This window comes from Clavibacter sp. AC415, assembly GCF_979252985.1.
Map to the genome: position 1 here is coordinate 92,615 of NZ_CEEDAR010000004.1, position 16,129 is coordinate 108,743.

13 protein-coding genes and 6 pseudogenes are annotated in these 16,129 nt (G+C 72.4%); 8 read left to right on the plus strand and 11 right to left on the minus strand.

Annotated features, from left to right (window positions below; all coding sequences use genetic code 11):
• Nucleotides 1-15 precede the first annotated feature (15 nt).
• Both ACZ411_RS01305 and ACZ411_RS01310 read right to left on the minus strand, forming a co-directional pair.
• Nucleotides 16-978: a glycosyltransferase gene (locus ACZ411_RS01305; protein ID WP_464167930.1), complete on the minus strand. Its 963-nt coding sequence runs from the start codon at nt 976-978 to the stop codon at nt 16-18.
• Nucleotides 975-3,188: a hypothetical protein gene (locus ACZ411_RS01310; protein ID WP_464167932.1), complete on the minus strand. Its 2,214-nt coding sequence runs from the start codon at nt 3,186-3,188 to the stop codon at nt 975-977. Before ACZ411_RS01310 ends, ACZ411_RS01305 begins: the two co-directional genes overlap by 4 nt.
• Before the next feature lie 643 nt (nt 3,189-3,831).
• Here ACZ411_RS01310 and ACZ411_RS01315 point away from each other — a divergent pair.
• Entirely contained in the window at nt 3,832-4,173 is a 342-nt protein-coding gene (locus tag ACZ411_RS01315) for a hypothetical protein (RefSeq protein WP_464167934.1), read from the plus strand.
• A gap of 218 nt (nt 4,174-4,391) precedes the next feature.
• On the opposite strand, the gene rfbA is transcribed toward ACZ411_RS01315, so the two are convergent.
• From rfbA to ACZ411_RS01330, 3 genes are read right to left on the minus strand one after another with little or no spacing between them, the layout of a single operon-like run.
• Entirely contained in the window at nt 4,392-5,255 is an 864-nt protein-coding gene (rfbA, locus tag ACZ411_RS01320; RefSeq protein WP_464167936.1) for a glucose-1-phosphate thymidylyltransferase RfbA, read from the minus strand.
• Between the two features lie 9 nt (nt 5,256-5,264).
• Nucleotides 5,265-5,867 carry a dTDP-4-dehydrorhamnose 3,5-epimerase family protein gene (locus ACZ411_RS01325; RefSeq protein WP_464167938.1) on the minus strand — a complete coding sequence of 201 codons (603 nt, stop codon included), beginning with the start codon at nt 5,865-5,867 and terminating at the stop codon, nt 5,265-5,267.
• 25 nt (nt 5,868-5,892) lie between these two features.
• Nucleotides 5,893-6,345 carry a GtrA family protein gene (locus ACZ411_RS01330; RefSeq protein ID WP_094115370.1) on the minus strand — a complete coding sequence of 151 codons (453 nt, stop codon included), beginning with the start codon at nt 6,343-6,345 and terminating at the stop codon, nt 5,893-5,895.
• A gap of 155 nt (nt 6,346-6,500) precedes the next feature.
• Here ACZ411_RS01330 and rfbB point away from each other — a divergent pair, with 155 nt between their 5' ends.
• From rfbB to ACZ411_RS01350, 4 genes and pseudogenes are all read left to right on the plus strand, one after another.
• A complete protein-coding gene (gene rfbB / locus ACZ411_RS01335; protein WP_094115369.1) occupies nt 6,501-7,490 on the plus strand; it encodes a dTDP-glucose 4,6-dehydratase in 990 nt (329 codons plus the stop codon).
• Nucleotides 7,487-8,341 (plus strand): annotated as a pseudogene (gene rfbD / locus ACZ411_RS01340) (dTDP-4-dehydrorhamnose reductase). Before rfbB ends, rfbD begins: the two are co-directional and overlap by 4 nt.
• 95 nt (nt 8,342-8,436) lie before the next feature.
• Nucleotides 8,437-9,304 (plus strand): annotated as a pseudogene (locus ACZ411_RS01345) (ABC transporter permease).
• Nucleotides 9,305-9,329: 25 nt separating this feature from the next.
• Nucleotides 9,330-10,048, plus strand: a pseudogene (locus ACZ411_RS01350) (ABC transporter ATP-binding protein).
• Between the two features lie 154 nt (nt 10,049-10,202).
• Here ACZ411_RS01350 and ACZ411_RS01355 read toward each other — a convergent pair.
• Nucleotides 10,203-10,469: a hypothetical protein gene (locus ACZ411_RS01355; protein ID WP_464167941.1), complete on the minus strand. Its 267-nt coding sequence runs from the start codon at nt 10,467-10,469 to the stop codon at nt 10,203-10,205.
• Between the two features lie 86 nt (nt 10,470-10,555).
• On the opposite strand from ACZ411_RS01355, the gene ACZ411_RS01360 reads away from it, so the two are divergent.
• On the plus strand, nt 10,556-11,440 hold the full coding sequence (locus ACZ411_RS01360) for a glycosyltransferase family 4 protein (protein ID WP_464167943.1): 885 nt from the start codon (nt 10,556-10,558) through the stop codon (nt 11,438-11,440).
• A 157-nt stretch (nt 11,441-11,597) separates the two neighbouring features.
• Here the strand turns inward: ACZ411_RS01360 and ACZ411_RS01365 are convergent.
• The 4 genes and pseudogenes from ACZ411_RS01365 to ACZ411_RS01380 all read right to left on the minus strand — a co-directional run.
• Nucleotides 11,598-12,140 (minus strand): annotated as a pseudogene (locus ACZ411_RS01365) (LCP family protein); the annotation flags it as partial.
• Nucleotides 12,141-12,177: 37 nt separating this feature from the next.
• The gene (locus tag ACZ411_RS01370) at nt 12,178-12,648 is read right to left on the minus strand and encodes a hypothetical protein (RefSeq protein ID WP_464167945.1); all 471 of its coding nucleotides are present in this window, start codon (nt 12,646-12,648) and stop codon (nt 12,178-12,180) included.
• Nucleotides 12,645-13,170 (minus strand): annotated as a pseudogene (purE, locus tag ACZ411_RS01375) (5-(carboxyamino)imidazole ribonucleotide mutase). Before purE ends, ACZ411_RS01370 begins: the two are co-directional and overlap by 4 nt.
• Nucleotides 13,171-13,255: 85 nt before the next feature.
• A pseudogene (locus ACZ411_RS01380) lies at nt 13,256-14,382 on the minus strand (5-(carboxyamino)imidazole ribonucleotide synthase).
• Nucleotides 14,383-14,517: 135 nt separating this feature from the next.
• Between ACZ411_RS01380 and ACZ411_RS01385 the strand changes: the two are divergent.
• Both ACZ411_RS01385 and ACZ411_RS01390 read left to right on the plus strand, forming a co-directional pair.
• Nucleotides 14,518-14,886 carry a GtrA family protein gene (locus tag ACZ411_RS01385; protein ID WP_464167947.1) on the plus strand — a complete coding sequence of 123 codons (369 nt, stop codon included), beginning with the start codon at nt 14,518-14,520 and terminating at the stop codon, nt 14,884-14,886.
• Between the two features lie 5 nt (nt 14,887-14,891).
• Nucleotides 14,892-15,065, plus strand: coding sequence for a hypothetical protein (locus tag ACZ411_RS01390; RefSeq protein WP_464167949.1), 174 nt, complete (start codon nt 14,892-14,894; stop codon nt 15,063-15,065).
• Here ACZ411_RS01390 and ACZ411_RS01395 read toward each other — a convergent pair.
• A complete protein-coding gene (locus ACZ411_RS01395) occupies nt 15,062-15,928 on the minus strand; it encodes a PH domain-containing protein (protein ID WP_464167951.1) in 867 nt (288 codons plus the stop codon). The two genes, ACZ411_RS01390 and ACZ411_RS01395, sit on opposite strands and share 4 nt — an antisense overlap.
• Nucleotides 15,929-16,129 lie beyond the last annotated feature (201 nt).

Sequence of the window (16,129 nt, forward strand, 5' to 3'; positions counted from 1 at the left end):
GCCCCGACCGCGCGGTCACGCCCGCCCGGCGCCCCGCTCCAGTCGCTTCACGCCGTCGGTGATCGGGCCGAGGCCGGACAGCACGACGGCGGAGGCCCGTGGGCCGCGGGCGAGGCCGTCAGCCAGCCCCCGGCGCAAGCCGTCGGCGAGCACGGCACGGGCCGACGAGCGTCGGAAGGTCCGTGTCCAGGAGCGGGTGGCGGCACCGGCGTAGAGGATCCGCTCGAGGGGCGACAGCGCACGGCTGCGGGTGAGCAGCCACACCTTGTTGCGCACCTCGAAGTAGAACCGCGCCCCCGGATCGACGTCCGTCGACCCGAACGTGCGGGTCCGGTGCTCCACCGTGCTGTCCCGCACGAGGTACCCGCGACCCTCGCGGAGCACGCGCGTGCTGTACTCGAAGTCGTCGTTCCAGAGGAAGTAGTCGGCGACGGGGAGGCCGTGTCGGCGGACGGCGTCGCCCTCGATCATGAAGGACACGAACGAGGCCGAACGCACTGGCGTGCACCCGTGCTCGGCGGCGCGCTCGCGTTCTCGGCGCCGCGAGGAGGGCCGCGCGCGGGGGGTGTTCATGGGGTGGGGTCGACCGTCCACCCAGCGCACCGCGGACGCGAGGACCGCGGTCCGGGCCGGCGCCGCCGCCCGTGCGCGCAACAGGGCGGCGAGCGCGCCAGGGTCCGGGACGGTGTCGTCGTCCATGAGCCACACGACGTCGGCGTCGTGGGCGTGGAGGGCGCGTTCGATCCCGACGGCGAAGCCGCCTGCGCCACCGGTGTTGCGCATGAGCCGCGTCAGGTGGACGGCCGGGAACAGGGAGGCGACGGCGTCCGGCGATCCGTCGGTCGAGGCGTTGTCGATGACGACGACCGCGTCGGGCTGCCGGGTCTGCCGTTCCAGAGCAGCGAGCGTCTCCGTCACCAGCTCACGACGGTCGTAGGCGACGACGACCACGACGACGCGTGGCTCGCGGCGCGTCACGCGCGCACCTCGGCCGCCGGCGAGGACGTCACGGCACGTCGACGGTGCCGTGCACGGAAGCGGTGCACCTCGATCACGCCCAGGCCGAGGAGCACGAGGATCCCGGCGAGGGACTGGACCTGCCATCCGGGGCTTCGGAAGGTCACGTCCACGACGTCCCCGGGGCTCGCGCCGTCGAGGTCAACGCGGGTGAGGAACCCGGCGACGGGCTCCGCTTGCACCTCGCCCTCCGACGCGCTGTAGCCGGGCCAGGGGATGCGGCTGAGCGCGACGGAGCCACCGTCCGCCGGCACCTCGTCCACGCGGAATCGGACTCCGGAGTCGTCCCTGTCGACCTCCGTGACGCGGGTTCCGTCGGACTGCCACACCACGCCGCCCGCCGTCGGCAGCGGCTCATCGCGGACGAGGAGACGGGTCAGCGCCGTGTCGGACGCCACGTGCCAGCCGTCCGGCACCCGGGACCAGCCGGCGTCGGTCGGGAAGGACTCCTTGATGAGCTGGATCGAGCTCACGGAGAGCAGGTCGACGTACCGCTCGCCGGTCTGCGGCTCGATCGTGAAGAGACGGGAGAACAGCTGGTAGCAGGTGTACCCGTTGTACGCCATGCACAGGGTGTCCTGGTAGGCGGGGAAGTAGACGGAGGAGTAGGCGTTCTGCACCTGGGCGGGATTGACGTACCAGAGGTTCGCGACGAGGGTGTCGGCCCACTGACGGCGTTCGGCTGCGTCGTCCGCGACGGTCCCCACGACGAGCACGTCACCCTCGGCTCCCGTCAGCTGCCGCTGGTAGTCCGCGACGTCCGCGGGGACGTCGTAGTTCCGCAGCGGCGAGCTGGGATGCGCGAGATGCTGAGGGACGAGGAACAGCAGCGTGCCGGCGATGGCCAGCACGGCGAGCATCCGGGTGACCGCGTCCCCCGCCACGGGCGTCACGGTGTCCGGAGCCACCGCACGCCGCCGCTGGATGACGAGCGCGGCCAGGAGGACCCCGGCGATCGAGGCGACGGCCGCCAGGACGATGACCTTCCAATAGGCGGGCGTCTGGCTGTCGGTCAAGGCGGAGCTCGCCACGACGAAGCCCACCGCGAACAGGACACGGCGGCGCGTCACGCGCGCGACGCGCGCCCGGCCGAGCGCGAGCGCCGTGATGAGGAGCACCGCCAGCGTCAGGTACGGCATCATCCGCACCGGGAAGCGGAACACCGCGAAGTCGCTGGGCAGGAGGACACCGATGGTCGCGGCCACCAGCACCACGAGGATCCCGCGACGCGACCTCGAGCGGAGCAGGCGAACGAGCCGGGACCAGTCGACGAATGCGAGGAGCGGCAGGAACCAGGCGATGTACAGCATGGGGACGAGCGGGAAGTAGCGGTCGAAGATGTAGATCTGCGGGCTCCCCACCGGGGTGCTCGAGGTGAACAGGCCGCTGAGGTTCACGGTCAGGAGGCCGGTGTTGATGATGCCGTCGGTCCGTCCCGTCACGGGTGCGGTGAGGAGGCCGGGCAGGTGCACGATCACGGCGAACGACCCCAGCGCGACCGACAGCCAGAACGCCCGGAGGACCATGCCGGGCCTCTTCAACCGCCACGCCTCGAACAGGGTGGACCCGAGGACGAGCCCGAGGAAGATCGTCGCCGCGGCATAGCTGAACCCGATGAGCGTGGCCCCGACGATCACCGCGGGGACGGCCGACCGGCCGAGGAGCGCCGTGCGCCGGGCGAGGGCCCAGGCGAGGGGCCAGAGGCAGTACGCCATGAGGCCGTTCGCCCAGGACGGCGCGTCCATGTACAGGGTGAAGCCGGCGAGCGGCGCGGCGATGCCGGTGACGGCGGCCCACGACCGCGGTATGCCGAAGGTGCGGGCGAGAAGCTGCGCACCGAGCCCGGCCACGACGAGGAAGACCAGCTTGACGAGGGTCACGTAGACCACGGCGTCGGGCAGCTGGTGGGAACCCACTCCGATGAGCCACAGCGCCGGGCTGAACAGACCCCATGCACCCTCGGCGAGGTAGTTGCCGGACTGCCAGACCTGGGGCACGACGAGGGCCCACTCGCCGGCGAGCACGCGGTTGCCGATCTCGTACCACTGGCCGAACAAGCCCGACTGGCTGTCGTCCACGAAGTAGTAGCCGGGATCCACGAGCAGGGGGATGACGGCGCCCACCAGGACGCCGACCACGACCACCAGGGGCCACACGGCTCTCTTCGACACGTTCAGCTGGTACCTCCACACGTTGACGCCGGCTCCGACCGGCGACTGCGGTCCGACGGAGCGCCGGGACCCTGCGCCGGCGGACGATCCCGCCCTGGGCGCCCGGAAGCCTCCCTCAGGGTATACGCTGCCGCCGCCGCCGAGCCGGGACGCGCACTCGCTCACGGCGCCGGAGCCGGAGCCCCGCACGGGCGGCGTGAGACGATGGTCCCGTCTCCCTCCGCCGCGACCCGCGCTCCCCTCCGGGAGGCCGAAGCGGGGCGCGGGCGCCAGCCCCCAATCAGATCCGGAGCCCCCGTGTCCGACACCCCGCGCGTCCATCGTCATCCCCGCGTACAACAACGCCGACTACCTCGAGGAGACTGATCGCGTCCGTCCTCGCGCAGACCTACACGGACTTCGAGGTGGCGATCGCCGACCACTCGTCGACCGACGGCACGGGCAGGCGTCATGGCCCGCTACGCGGACGACCCCGCGCTTCCGGCTGCTCACGACCGAGGCGGGAGGAGGGGCCCTCCGCAACTGGAACCGCGTGAGCCAGGAGGGCCCGCGGCGAGCTGATCAAGCTCGTGTGCGGCGATGACCTCCTCTACCCGACCATCCTCGAACGCCAGGTCGCCGAGATCGACGCCTCACGGCCTCGGTGGTGCTCGTCGCCTCGCCGCGCGACATCGTCGACGCGGACAGCCGACCGGTGGTCCGCGACCACGGCGTCTCCGGGGCGCGCATCGCCATGTCCGGCGCCGCCGCGGTGCGCCGGACCATCCGCTCCGGCACCAACATGTTCGGCGAGCCCGGCTGCGTCCGCATGCGCCGCGCCGACCTCGAGGCCGTCGGCTGGTGGGACTCCCGCTGGCCGTACCTCATCGACGAGACCACGTACGCGAAGGTGCTGCTCCGCGGCGACTTCGCCTCGGTCGGCCCGAAGGCCCTCGCGGGCTTCCGCATCTCCGACTCCCAGTGGAAGCGCACGGCTTGCCGGTGAGCAGGCCAGCGCGGCGGCCGGCTTCCACCGCCGGGCGCTCGACGCGCATCCCGGCGTCGTCTCTCGCTCGGATGTGCGGCTCGGCGATCTGATGGCCCGGGCGAAGGCGCTGTCGCGCCGCCTCGTGTACCTCTATCGCGGGCGTCGCATGTCGCGGTCGACGGGAAGCTGATCCGGGGTCTGCGCCGGCCCGGCGACCCCGTCGGCTTCCTGCGCCGCTACTGCTCCAGCAGCGTGACCAGGTACCGCCCGTACCCGCTCTTGATGAGCGGACGTGCGAGCGCCTCGAGCGCGTCGCGGTCGATCCAGCCGGCGCGGTACGCGATCTCCTCGATGCAGCCGATCTTGAAGCCCTGGCGGTCCTCGATGACCTTCACGTACTCGGAGGCCTGCATCATGCTCTCGAACGTGCCGGTGTCGAGCCAGGCTGTGCCGCGGTCGAGCACCTGCACGCGCAGGCGTCCCGCCTGGAGGTAGTGGTCATTGACGGTCGTGATCTCGAGCTCGCCGCGCTCGCTCGGCTCGATGGACTTCGCGATCTCGACCACGTCGTTGTCGAAGAAGTAGAGGCCGGGCACCGCGTAGGCGCTCTTCGGCTTCGCCGGCTTCTCCTCGATGGAGACGGCCGTGAAGTCGTCGTCGAACTCCACGACGCCGTAGGCCGTCGGGTCGGCCACGTGGTACGCGAAGATCAGCGCGCCGTCGATCTCGGTGTTCTTGCGCAGGCTCGTGCCGAGGCCCGCGCCGTGGAAGATGTTGTCGCCGAGCACCAGCGCCACCGAGTCGTCCCCGATGAACTCCTCGCCGATGACGAACGCCTGCGCCAGGCCGTCGGGCGAGGGCTGCACGGCGTACTCGATGCGCATGCCGAGGTGCGAGCCGTCGCCCAGCAGCGCTCGGAACTGGTCGTCGTACTCGGGCGTCGTGATGATGAGCACCTCGCGGATGTCCGCCATCATCAGCGTCGACAGGGGGTAGTAGATCATCGGCTTGTCGTAGATCGGCATCAGCTGCTTGCTGATGCCCTTCGTGATCGGCCACAACCGCGTGCCGGAACCGCCGGCCAGGATGATGCCCTTCACGGGATCAGCTCACCTTCTGGGAGTCTGGCGGAAGGCACGCATGTCCGACCAGGCGGGGAGGAGCCCGGCGGCTGCCGCCTCGGCGAGGGTGGGCGCCTCGAGGTCCTTCGGGGAGAGCAGCGCCTCGCCGGCCTCCTCGGGGAAGCGGAGCTCGAGGTCGGGGTCGAGCGGCGTGATGCCGTGCTCGGCCGCCGGGTTGTAGACGTCGCTCACGAGGTACGTGACGGCGGCGTCGTCGGTCAGCGCGACGAAGCAGTGGCCGAGGCCCTCGGAGATGTAGACCGCCTTGTGGGTCTCGGTGTCGAGGCGCGCGCTGTCCCACTGGCCGAAGGTCGGCGAGCCCACGCGGATGTCCACGATGAAGTCGAGCACGGCGCCGGAGACGGCCTTCACGTGCTTGGCCTGGCCGCGCGGGACGTCGGCGAAGTGGACGCCGCGGACGACGCCCCGCCTCGACACGCTCATGTTCGCCTGGCGGAGGTCGAGCGGGTGGCCGACCGCCTCCTGGATCTCGTCGAACCGGTACCACTCGAGGAACACGCCCCGGTCGTCGGTGCGCTGGACGGGGGTGAGCTCGTACGCGTCGGGTACGGCGAGTTCGCGGATCTGCACGGGTCGGAGTCTCACAACGGGCCTCTCAGCGGCCCGGCGCGCGGTCCTCGCGCGGGCGGCGGAAGGAGAACCAGCGGTGGCCGACGTAGCTGATGACCGTGATGACCGCCACGATGACCGCCTGCGCCAGGAGCCGCGGCACCCCGGCGGCGACGAGCAGCGGGAGCGAGACCGCGTTCAGGGAGATCGACACGACGTACACCGAGGCGAACCGGGCGAGGTCGCGGAGGACGTGGCCGCGGACGCGGAAGACGAGCCGGCGGTAGAGCACGAACGCCACGAGGACGGCCACGGCGTAGCTGCCCGCCAGGGGGACCAGCGAGCCGAGCACCGGCAGGCCGGCGGCGTCGAGCGCGCGTCCGGCGGTCGCCGCGAGGCCGGCGAACAGGAGGAAGGAGAATGCGGTGTTGAAGGCGCCGACGAGCAGGAACGCCACGCGCTCGTCGCGGAGGAGCGCGCGGATGCGGGAGTCGGCCATGCAGCGATCATGCCGCGCCCGACCGCCCTCCCGCACGGGGACGTGGCCCGCGCGGCCGCCGCCGGTACACTCGCAGGCGATCCGCCCCCGAACAACGCGGACTCTCCCCGACGTCGGCCCACCCGCCCGGCGTCTCGACGACAGGACGTATCCCCATGAGGATCCTCGTGACCGGCGGCGCCGGCTTCATCGGCTCCAACTTCGTGCGCCACGCGCTCCAGGACCACTACGCCGGGCTGGAGGGCGCCGACGTGATCGTGCTCGACGCGCTCACCTACTCCGGCAACCTCGAGAACCTGGCCCCCGTCAGCGACTCGCCGCGGTACACGTTCGTGCACGGCGACATCCGCGACGACGCCGTGCTCGACGAGTGGATCCCGAAGGTCGACGCGGTCGTGCACTTCGCCGCCGAGAGCCACGTCGACCGCTCCGTGCGCGACGCCAGCATCTTCGTCGAGACGAACGTGCTCGGCACGCAGAAGCTCCTGGACGCCGCCCTCCGCCACGACCTGAAGCGCTTCGTGCACGTCTCCACCGACGAGGTCTACGGGTCCATCGCCGAGGGCTCGTGGGACGAGGAGCGGCCGCTCGAGCCCAACTCCCCCTACTCCGCGTCGAAGGCCGGCAGCGACCTGCTCGCCCGCTCGTACCACCGCACCCACGGGCTGAACGTGTCCATCACGCGCTGCTCCAACAACTACGGGCCGTACCACTTCCCCGAGAAGGTCATCCCGCTGTTCGTCACGAACCTCATCGACGACCGGCACGTCCCGCTCTACGGCGAGGGCCTGAACATCCGCGACTGGCTGCACGTGGACGACCACTGCCGCGGCATCGCGCTCGTGCTCGTGCAGGGCGCGCCCGGCGAGATCTACAACATCGGCGGCGGGACCGAGCTCACCAACCGCGAGCTGACGCAGCTCCTCCTCGACGCCACCGGCCGCGACTGGTCGTACGTCGACCGCGTCGAGGACCGCAAGGGCCACGACCTCCGCTACTCCGTCGACATCTCCAAGATCCAGCGCGAGCTCGGCTACGCGCCCCAGGTGCCGTTCGAGCAGGGCCTCGCCGACGTCGTGCAGTGGTACCGGGACAACCGCTCCTGGTGGGAGCCGCTGAAGCAGCGCGCCGAGCTGCCCGCGTGAGCCGGATCCTCGTCACCGGCGCCCGCGGGATGCTCGGTCAGGACCTTCCTGCCGGCCCTCGCCGGCCACGACGTGACCGCGCCCACGCGCTCCGAGCTGGACATCGCCGACGAGGCCGCGGTCCGTGCCGCGGTCGCCGGCCACGACGTGGTCGTGAACCTCGCGGCGTACACCGCGGTCGACGCGGCCGAGGAGCACGAGGAGGAGGCCCGCGTCGTCAACGCGACGGGCGCCGGCGTCCTCGCACGGGCCGCGGCCGGGGCGGGCGCCCGCATCGTGCACGTGTCCACCGACTACGTGTTCGACGGATCCGCCGTCGCGCCGTACCCGGAGGACGCCCCGCACGCTCCCGTCTCCGCCTACGGGCGCACCAAGGCCGAGGGTGAGCGGCTCGTGCTCGCGGGCCACCCGGCGGGCGCGAGCGTGGTGCGCACCGCCTGGCTGTACGGCGCGGGCGGCCCGAGCTTCCCGTCCACCATGCTGCGGCTCGCGCAGACGCACGACACGGTCTCCGTCGTCGACGACCAGCGCGGGCAGCCGACGTGGACGGTCGACCTCGCGGCGCGCCTCGTCGAGCTCGTCGAGGCCGGCGCGCCCGCGGGGGTCTTCCACGGGACGTCGTCGGGCGTCGCCACCTGGTACGACCTGGCGCGTGCCGTCTTCGCCGAGGCGGGACTCGATCCCGAGCGCGTGCGGCCCACCGACAGCGCGTCCTTCGTGCGGCCGGCGCCCCGTCCGCGTACTCCGTGCTCGGCCACGACGGCTGGGCGCGCGTGGGGCTCGCCCCGCTGCGGGACTGGCGGGAGGCGCTGTCCGACGCCGCGGCCCACGGCGTCCTCCGGGCACCCTGACGGCTACACTCGTGTCCGGTCCGATCCCGGATGCCGTCCCCGTCCCCGCTCCGCGCCCCGCGCGGGCCCCACGCAGTCCGAAGGGCACCACCGACGTGTCGAGCATGACGAGTTCCGAGGCGCGGGAGTTCTCGAGGCCCGGCACGGGTGCGGGCCTCCTCGACGTCTACCGTCGCCGCTACCTCCTCTCCCTGCTCGTGCGCAAGGAGGTGCAGGTCCGGTATCGCGGCTCGGTGCTCGGATGGCTGTGGTCGTACGTGAAGCCGGCGGCGCAGTTCGCGGTGTTCTTCGTGGCCATGGGCATCTTCCTGCAGCTCAACCGCAACCAGGTCAACTACCCCGTCTACCTGTTCTCCGGGATCATCCTCATCAACTTCTACACGGAGGCGTTCTCCAACTCGACGAAGTCGCTCGTCGACAACGGGGCGCTGATCAAGAAGATCTACCTGCCGCGGGAGCTGTTCCCGGTCTCCAGCACGTTCGTGGCGCTCGTGAACTTCCTGCCGCAGCTGGTGATCCTGCTGGTCGTCTGCCTCTTCGTCGGGTGGGCGCCCACGCCCGTGCAGGTCCTCGGGATCCTGCTGGGCATCGCCATCATCGGCACCCTGGCCATCGGCCTCGGCATGCTGTTCGGCGCCGCCAACGTGTCGTTCCGCGACTCGCAGAACTTCGTGGAGCTCATCGTCATGGTCGTGGTCTGGGCCTCGCCGGTCCTATACCCGTACGGGCAGGTCCGAAGTGCTCCCCGACTGGATGCTCGTGGTCTACCAGCTGAACCCCGTCACTGCCGCGGTCGAGCTCTTCCACGCGGCCTTCTGGTATCCCACAACGGGCGGCACGGGCGAGCTGCCGCCGAACCTCTGGATGTACGGCTTCATCGCCCTCGGCGTCTCGCTCCTGAGCCTCCTGCTCGGGCAGCTCGTCTTCAAGAAGCTGGAGGGGCGCTTTGCCGAGGACCTCTGAGTCGGACGCGCTCCCGCGCATCATCGTGGAGAACGTGCGGAAGTCGTTCCTGCTTCGCCACACGCACTCCATCAAGGAGACCGTCATCGCGGCCGTCCGCCGCAAGCCCCTGGCCTCCACGTTCGACGCACTGGAGGACGTCAGCTTCTCCGTGCGTCCCGGCGGGTCCGGTCGACAGCTGCTCGGGTTCAACGGATCCGGCGAGTCCACGCTGCCTGAAGCTCATCTCCGGCGTCTACCAGCCGGACAGCGGCGAGGTGCTCGCCCGCGGGCGCATGTCAGGGCCTCATCGAGGTGGGCGCGGGCTTCCACCCCGACCTGTCCGGGCGCCGAGGAGAACATCTACCTGAACGCGGCGATCCTCGGCATGGAGCGGCACCGAGATCGATGCGCGCTTCGACCAGATCGTCGCCTTCAGCGAGATCGAGAAGTTCATCGACACCGAGGTCAAGCACTACTCCTCGGGCATGTTCCTCCGGCTCGCGTTCTCGGTCGCCATCCACACCGAGGTCGACATCCTGCTGGTGGACGAGATCCTGTCGGTGGGCGACGAGCCGTTCCAGCGCAAGTGCCTCGCGAAGATCCGCGAGCTGCACGACCAGGGCAAGACCCTCGTGGTCGTGAGCCACGACCTCGACATGGTCTCGGACCTGTGCGAGCGCGGGATCCTCAGTACCAGTCGGGGAAGGTCTGCGCTTCGACGGCCCCTCGAAGGAGGCCGTGGAGCGGATGCGCCAGGGCTGACGTCCGGCGCTCCTCCCTGCCGCCCGCGCCGGCCGTCGGTACGATGGTCCTCCCGCGGGCCGACCCGACACCCGCGCGATGGAGGACCGTGACCACCACGCTGCGCGTGATCATCGACCAGCTGAGCCGGCCCCGCGCCCGGCGGCATCGGCCGCTACGCCGAGGACCTGACGAGCGCCGTGGTCGCCGCCACGCCGAGCGGCTGCGAGGTCGAGGGCGTCGTCTCCGCGATCACGCCGGAGCAGACGGCCGACCTCGAGGCACGGCTGCCGGGGCTCGCCCGCATCACGCGCGTGCCGCTCCCCGCCGTGAGCTCTCCCGCGCATGGCAGCTCGGGCTGCCGACGCCCGGGACGACGGGCATGGTGCACGCTCCGGGCCTCCTGGCGCCGCTCCGACGCCACGACCGGGTCAACACGCACGACCAGATCGTCGCGACCATCCACGACGTCAACGCGTGGACGCACCGAGAGCATAGACGAGCGCCTCCGTCTCCGGGACGAAGGCCATGGCGAAGCGGGCGCGCAAGCACGCCGACGCCGTGGTCGTGCCGTCGCACGCGCTGGCCGACGAGCTCGCGCGGTACGTCGACCTCGGCGACCGGGTGCGGGTGATCGGCGGCGCCGTCAGCCCGCGCATCGCGCTGCCCGAGGACCCGGCCGCCCGCGCCGCGGAGCTCGACCTCCCCGCCGACTACCTGCTCACGGTCGGGAGCCTCGAGCCGCGGAAGGGCGTCCAGGCCCTCGTGCAGGCGCTGGCGCGGCCGGAGACGGGCGACCTCCCCCTCCTCATCGTCGGGCCCGCGACGTGGGGCGACGTCGAGCTCGCCCAGGTGGCGGACGAGGCGGGCGTCGACCCGTCGCGCGTCCGCAGCCTCGGATCCCTCTCGGACGCCGACCTCGCCGTCGCCCTCGACCGCGCCACGGTCTTCGTGCACCCCAGCCTCTCGGAGGGCTTCGGCCTGCCCGTGGTCGAGGCGCTGTCGTTCGGCGCGCCCGTCGTGCACTGGGGACGTCCAGTTCCCGCGCTGCTCGAGGTCGCGGCCGACGCCGGCGTCGTGGTGCCCCGGGACGACCCCGACGGGTATCCCGAGCGCCTGGCCCACGCCATCGGCGGCCTGCTCTCCGACCCAGCCGCCCGCGAGCGCCCTTCGCCGTCGTCGGCCAGGACCGCGCCCGCGCGCATTCAGCTGGCGCGACGCCGCCGAGAAGGTCTGGCAGCTGCACGCCGACCTGTAGGCGCGGCGCGGGTCAGCCCGCGGAGCCCTCGGCGAACCGGTCCTGGATCGCCTGGCGGATCGCCGGGAAGTCCGGGTCCTGCGAGTCGAACCGCGGCGGCACGATCTCCAGGTCGTCGATGGGCTGGCCCTTCGTCTTCAGCGCCAGCTGGGTGAAGTAGCCGAGCATGCCGCGCGGGATGTCGGTCTTGACCACCTGCTGGCCGGCCTCCGCGATCGCGTCGAACTTGGTCAGCACGTTGGCGGGGTCGAACTGCTGGACGACCGCCTGCTGGACCTCGCGCTGGCGCGCCATGCGGTCGTAGTCCGTGGTCTGGTAGCGGGAGCGCGCGTACCAGAGGGCGTGGTAGCCGTCGAGCCGCTGCCTCCCCCGGCTCGATCCACTCGGGGATCGGGACCGGGTTGAGAACTGCTCGTCGTGCCCGGAGCCCATGCCGATGCGCCGCTGCACGTGGATCTCGATGCCGCCGAGCGCGTCGACCATCTCGGAGAAGCCCTGCATGTCGATGAGCGCGTAGTACTGGATCGTCAGCCCGGTGACGCCCTGCACGGCCTCGCGCATCGCCTCGATGCCGGGCAGGCTGCCGCGCTCCACCGCGTCCGGGTAGAGGTCCTGCTTGTAGACCTCCACCTCCGTGTAGATGGAGTTGAGCATGCAGGCGTCCACGTCGCAGCGCCGGTACCCGTCCGGGTAGCGCGCCGCGAGCGGGGAGCCGTCGGAGAACGGCACGTCCTCCATGTCCCGCGGGAGCCCGACCATGGTGGCGCGCCCGGTGTCGGCGTCGATGCTGACGACCGTGATGCTGTCCGGGCGGAGGCCGGCGCGGTCGCTGCCCGCGTCGCCGCCGAGCAGCATGATGTTGTACCGCCCGTCCACCGGCGCCTCGCTGGCGTCATCCCGAAGATCCCGCCGAGTGCGCCGCGGCCGACGCCGACGACGTCGCCGCGTAGGCGGCGGAACCCGCGGTGCCCACCATGAGGAGCACGGAGAGCGCCGCGATGACCGGCCGGGCCCGGGGCGCCACCCGGATGATGCGGGCGAGCCGCAGGGTGTCGAGGGCCAGCACGACCCAGAGCACCGCGTAGGCCGCGAGGACGACCTGCAGCACGACGAGCAGCCACTCCTCGGAGACGAGCTGGATGAGCGCGCCGCGCGCGAAGAGCCCGAGCCCGCCGACGACGACGGCGAGGCCCCAGACGACGAGCGTCGAGGCCAGCCCGATCCGGCCGAGCCGGCGGTTCCCCGCGAGGACCTGAGCGGATCCGGGGATGAGGACGTTCAGGACGACGAGCCACCAGGCCCGGGTGGTCATGATCCGCGGCGACCGGCTGTCCGGGTGCCGGATGGGCTGCGTCAGGCTCACGCGCGCGACGAGACCTTCTGCTGCAGCGCGGCGTTCTTGCGCTCGACGAGCTCGGCGAGCTCGGCGCGGTGGCGCGCGAGGGCGTCGGCGATGCGCTCGTCGGACGTCGAGAGGATCCGCGCGGCGAGGAGCCCCGCGTTCTCCGCGCCGCCGATGGAGACGGTGGCGACCGGGACGCCCGCGGGCATCTGCACGATCGAGAGCAGCGAGTCCATGCCGTCGAGGGTCGCGAGCGGCACAGGGGACCGAGATGACGGGCAGCGTGGTGACCGAGGCGATCATCCCGGGCAGGTGGGCGGCCCCGCCGGCGCCGGCGATGATGACGCGGATCCCCCGCTCGCGCGCGGCCTGCCCGTAGGCGATCATGCGCTCGGGCGTGCGGTGCGCGGACAGGACCTCGACCTCGTGCGCGATGCCGAGGGCGTCGAGCGCGACGGACGCCTTCTCCATCACGTTCCAGTCGGAGTCGGAGCCCATGACGAGGCCGACGAGTGCAGGGGTGTCGGGATTCACGGGCTCCATGCTAGGTGCCGGATCCGCGTGCCCGGCCTCGCCACGCAGCCGCCGCCGCGGGAGTGCGCGCCAGGGACGCCGGTGCGGTCGCGGGTCAGCCCCGGAAGAACGCGGCGGCCGCGCGGGCGCGGTACGCAAGTATCGTCGAGGTCGTCGCCGACCACGGTCACGTGGCCGACCTTGCGGCCGGGCCGGGGCTCCTTGCCGTAGAAGTGGAAGCGGGCCTCGGGCTGGTCCAGAGCGCGCGCGGGTAGCGGTCCGCGACGGTGCCGTCCTCCGGGCCGCCAGGACGTTGATCATGACCGACCAGGGCGCGAGCGGGCGCGGGGAGCCGAGCGGCAGGTCGAGCACGGCGCGCAGGTGCTGCTCGAACTGTCCGGTGGCCCGCCCCGTCCATCGACCAGTGCCCGGTGTTGTGCGGGCGCATGGCCAGCTCGTTGACGAGCAGGCGGCCGTCGACGGTCTCGAACAGCTCGACGGCGAGGACGCCGGTGACGCCGAGGCCCTCCGCGATCCGCGGGCCATCTCCTCGGCCGCCTCGCGGAGCCGGGGGCTCGCCCCGTGCGCCGGCGCGATGACCTCGGCGCACACGCCGTCGCGCTGGATGGACTCGACGACCGGCCACGCGGCGATGTCCCCGGAGGGCCGGCGGGCGACGGACTGGGCGAGCTCGCCGGCGTAGTCCACGAGCTCCTCGGCGAGGAGGGCGTCGCCGGCGCCGAGCGCGGCGAACCAGTCGTCCGCCTCGTCGGCCGACCGCACGACCGCACGCCCTTCCCGTCGTACCCGCCGCGCGGGTGTTCGCCGACCGCGACCCCGCCGTTGTCGGCGAGGAAGGCGGCGAGCGCGGCGCGGTCGGCGACGCGCGCCCACACCGGCACCGGCACGCCCAGCTGCTCCAGCCGCTCGCGCATGAGGAGCTTGTCCTGGGCGACCAGCAGGGCGTCCGGCCCCCGGGTGCACCGCGACGCCCTCGGCGACGAGGGCGCGCAGGACGTGCTGCGGCACGTGCTCGTGGTCGAAGGTGATGACGTCGACCCCGCGTGCGAACTCGCGGACCGCGTCGAGGTCGCGGTAGTCGCCGACGGCGGTCGCGGCGAGGCCCGCGGACATGCCGTCGGCCTCGGCGAGCACGCGGATCCCGATGCCGAGCTCCACGGCGGGGGCGATCATCATCCGGGCGAGCTGGCCGCCGCCGACGACTCCGACGATGGGCGTCATGGTGTGCTCCTCTGCGAAGGTGGGTGGGCGCGAAGGCGCCTGGAGGCGTCGGCGCGACAGCCGCCGCCCGGAACCAGCCGGTAGCATCGTCCGTCTCGCCACCGCCATCCTCCCCATCCAGGACGGACCCCGCCCATGTCCCCCCGCCGCTCCCTCGCGTCGCTCGGCGTCCAGATCGCCCGCTTCGGCCTCGTCGGCGGGCTGGGCTTCCTGGTGGACCTCGGGGTCTTCAACCTCCTCCGCGCGACCGTCTTCCATCCGGACGCCGTCGAGCAGCCGATCCTCGCGAAGGCCGCCTCCACGGTCGTCGCGATCGCCGTGAACTGGGTCGGCAACCGGTACTGGACGTTCGGGGCCGACCGCACCGCGCGGCGCGGCCGGGAGGCGCTCGAGTTCCTCGCCGTCGACCTGGTCGGCATGGCCATCGGCCTCGGCTGCCTCTACGTCTCGCACTACCTGCTCGGCCTCACGTCCCGCTCGCGGACAACGTCTCCGCCAACGTGATGGGCATGGGGCTCGGATCCGCGGTGCGCTTCGTGCTGTACCGGCAGTGGGTGTACTCCCCCGCACGCCGCCACGCGGTCGCGGCGACGGACCTCGACGCGCGGCCGTCCGGCCCCTCCGTCGTGACGGACCCGCGCGCGCAGGGCGCCGTGCAGCCGGAGCGCATCGCCGCTCCCTAGCCGCGCGTGCCGCGGGGTCCGCCCCACGGGCGCGGGCCCGGGGACCTGGTAGGGACCGGCCGGCGACCGGTCAGGACCGCTGCCAGGGCTGGGTGTCGTCCGGCCACGCGGACCGGACGTCGTCCTGCTGCCGCCACGCGACGTCCCCCGGGCGCCCGCGGCGCGACTCCTCCTGGCGGCGCCGCTCGGCCACCATGTTGGCGTTCTCCTCCATGAGGTCCTGCAGGGCCTGCACGACAGCCGGCGGAGGGGACGTCGCGCAGAGGACGACGAGGGGCCTCGAGCCCGGCGTTGATCGTCACGTTGCCGCTGCGGTGCAGGTGCTGCAGCGGTCCGCGACGGAGCGTCACGTCGTAGCCGCGCGAGTGCAGGAGCTCCTGGCGCGTCCGCACGAAGAAGCCGTGCGAGACGACGAGCCGCCGGGTGGTGACCGTGTAGCGGCGGTTGAGCCAGACGAGCACCGGCAGGACCGTGACGAACACGCCCACGCCCGCGAGGGAGACGAGCAGCAGCATGTTCTCCCACCGCTCCGGGAACCACGAGCCGAAGTAGCCGGCGGCGAGGCAGATCGGCGAGGAGCAGGAAGCCGGGAGGGTGAGGGCGCGACCGTGCGGCCGGAGGCGGACGAGGACGCGCTCCGGGTCGGCGGCGACCACCTGCTGGGCCGGCGCGGCGGGCGGGGCGACGGGCCGGCCGAGGCGCGGATCGACGTCGTGCGACGACGTCAGGCGGGCGGCCTCGTCGTCGGCGATGCGCCGGCGCTCCTCCTTCTCGGCCTTGCGCCTGGCCCAGCGCGCCACAGACGGCAGCGCTCGACCGCCCTCCCCGGGTGCGTACCGCTGCGTGTCACCCGTGTGCGCCATGCCTCATTGATACCGCAGATGCGTCACGTCCCCGGCGGCGACAGACGTGACGGCCGGATCCCCGGCGGACTCCACGGTGAGCCGCCCGTCGTCGTCCACCCCCGGTCAGCGCCCGAGCAGCTCCCGCCACCCGGGAGCTCGACGCGGACATCCCGCCCGATGGTCGCACACATCGGCAAGCCGTTCGACGAGGCCGGCAGC

Bases quoted from the DNA above. Each gene is read 5' to 3' on its own strand.
- ACZ411_RS01330 (WP_094115370.1), bottom strand. From the start codon at position 6,345: ATGGCCGACTCCCGCATCCGCGCGCTCCTCCGCGACGAGCGCGTGGCG.
- ACZ411_RS01360 (WP_464167943.1), top strand. From the start codon at position 10,556: ATGGCGAAGCGGGCGCGCAAGCACGCCGACGCCGTGGTCGTGCCGTCG.
- ACZ411_RS01385 (WP_464167947.1), top strand. From the start codon at position 14,518: ATGTCCCCCCGCCGCTCCCTCGCGTCGCTCGGCGTCCAGATCGCCCGC.
- ACZ411_RS01395 (WP_464167951.1), bottom strand. From the start codon at position 15,928: ATGGCGCACACGGGTGACACGCAGCGGTACGCACCCGGGGAGGGCGGT.
- rfbB (WP_094115369.1), top strand. From the start codon at position 6,501: ATGAGGATCCTCGTGACCGGCGGCGCCGGCTTCATCGGCTCCAACTTC.
- ACZ411_RS01390 (WP_464167949.1), top strand. From the start codon at position 14,892: ATGGGGCTCGGATCCGCGGTGCGCTTCGTGCTGTACCGGCAGTGGGTG.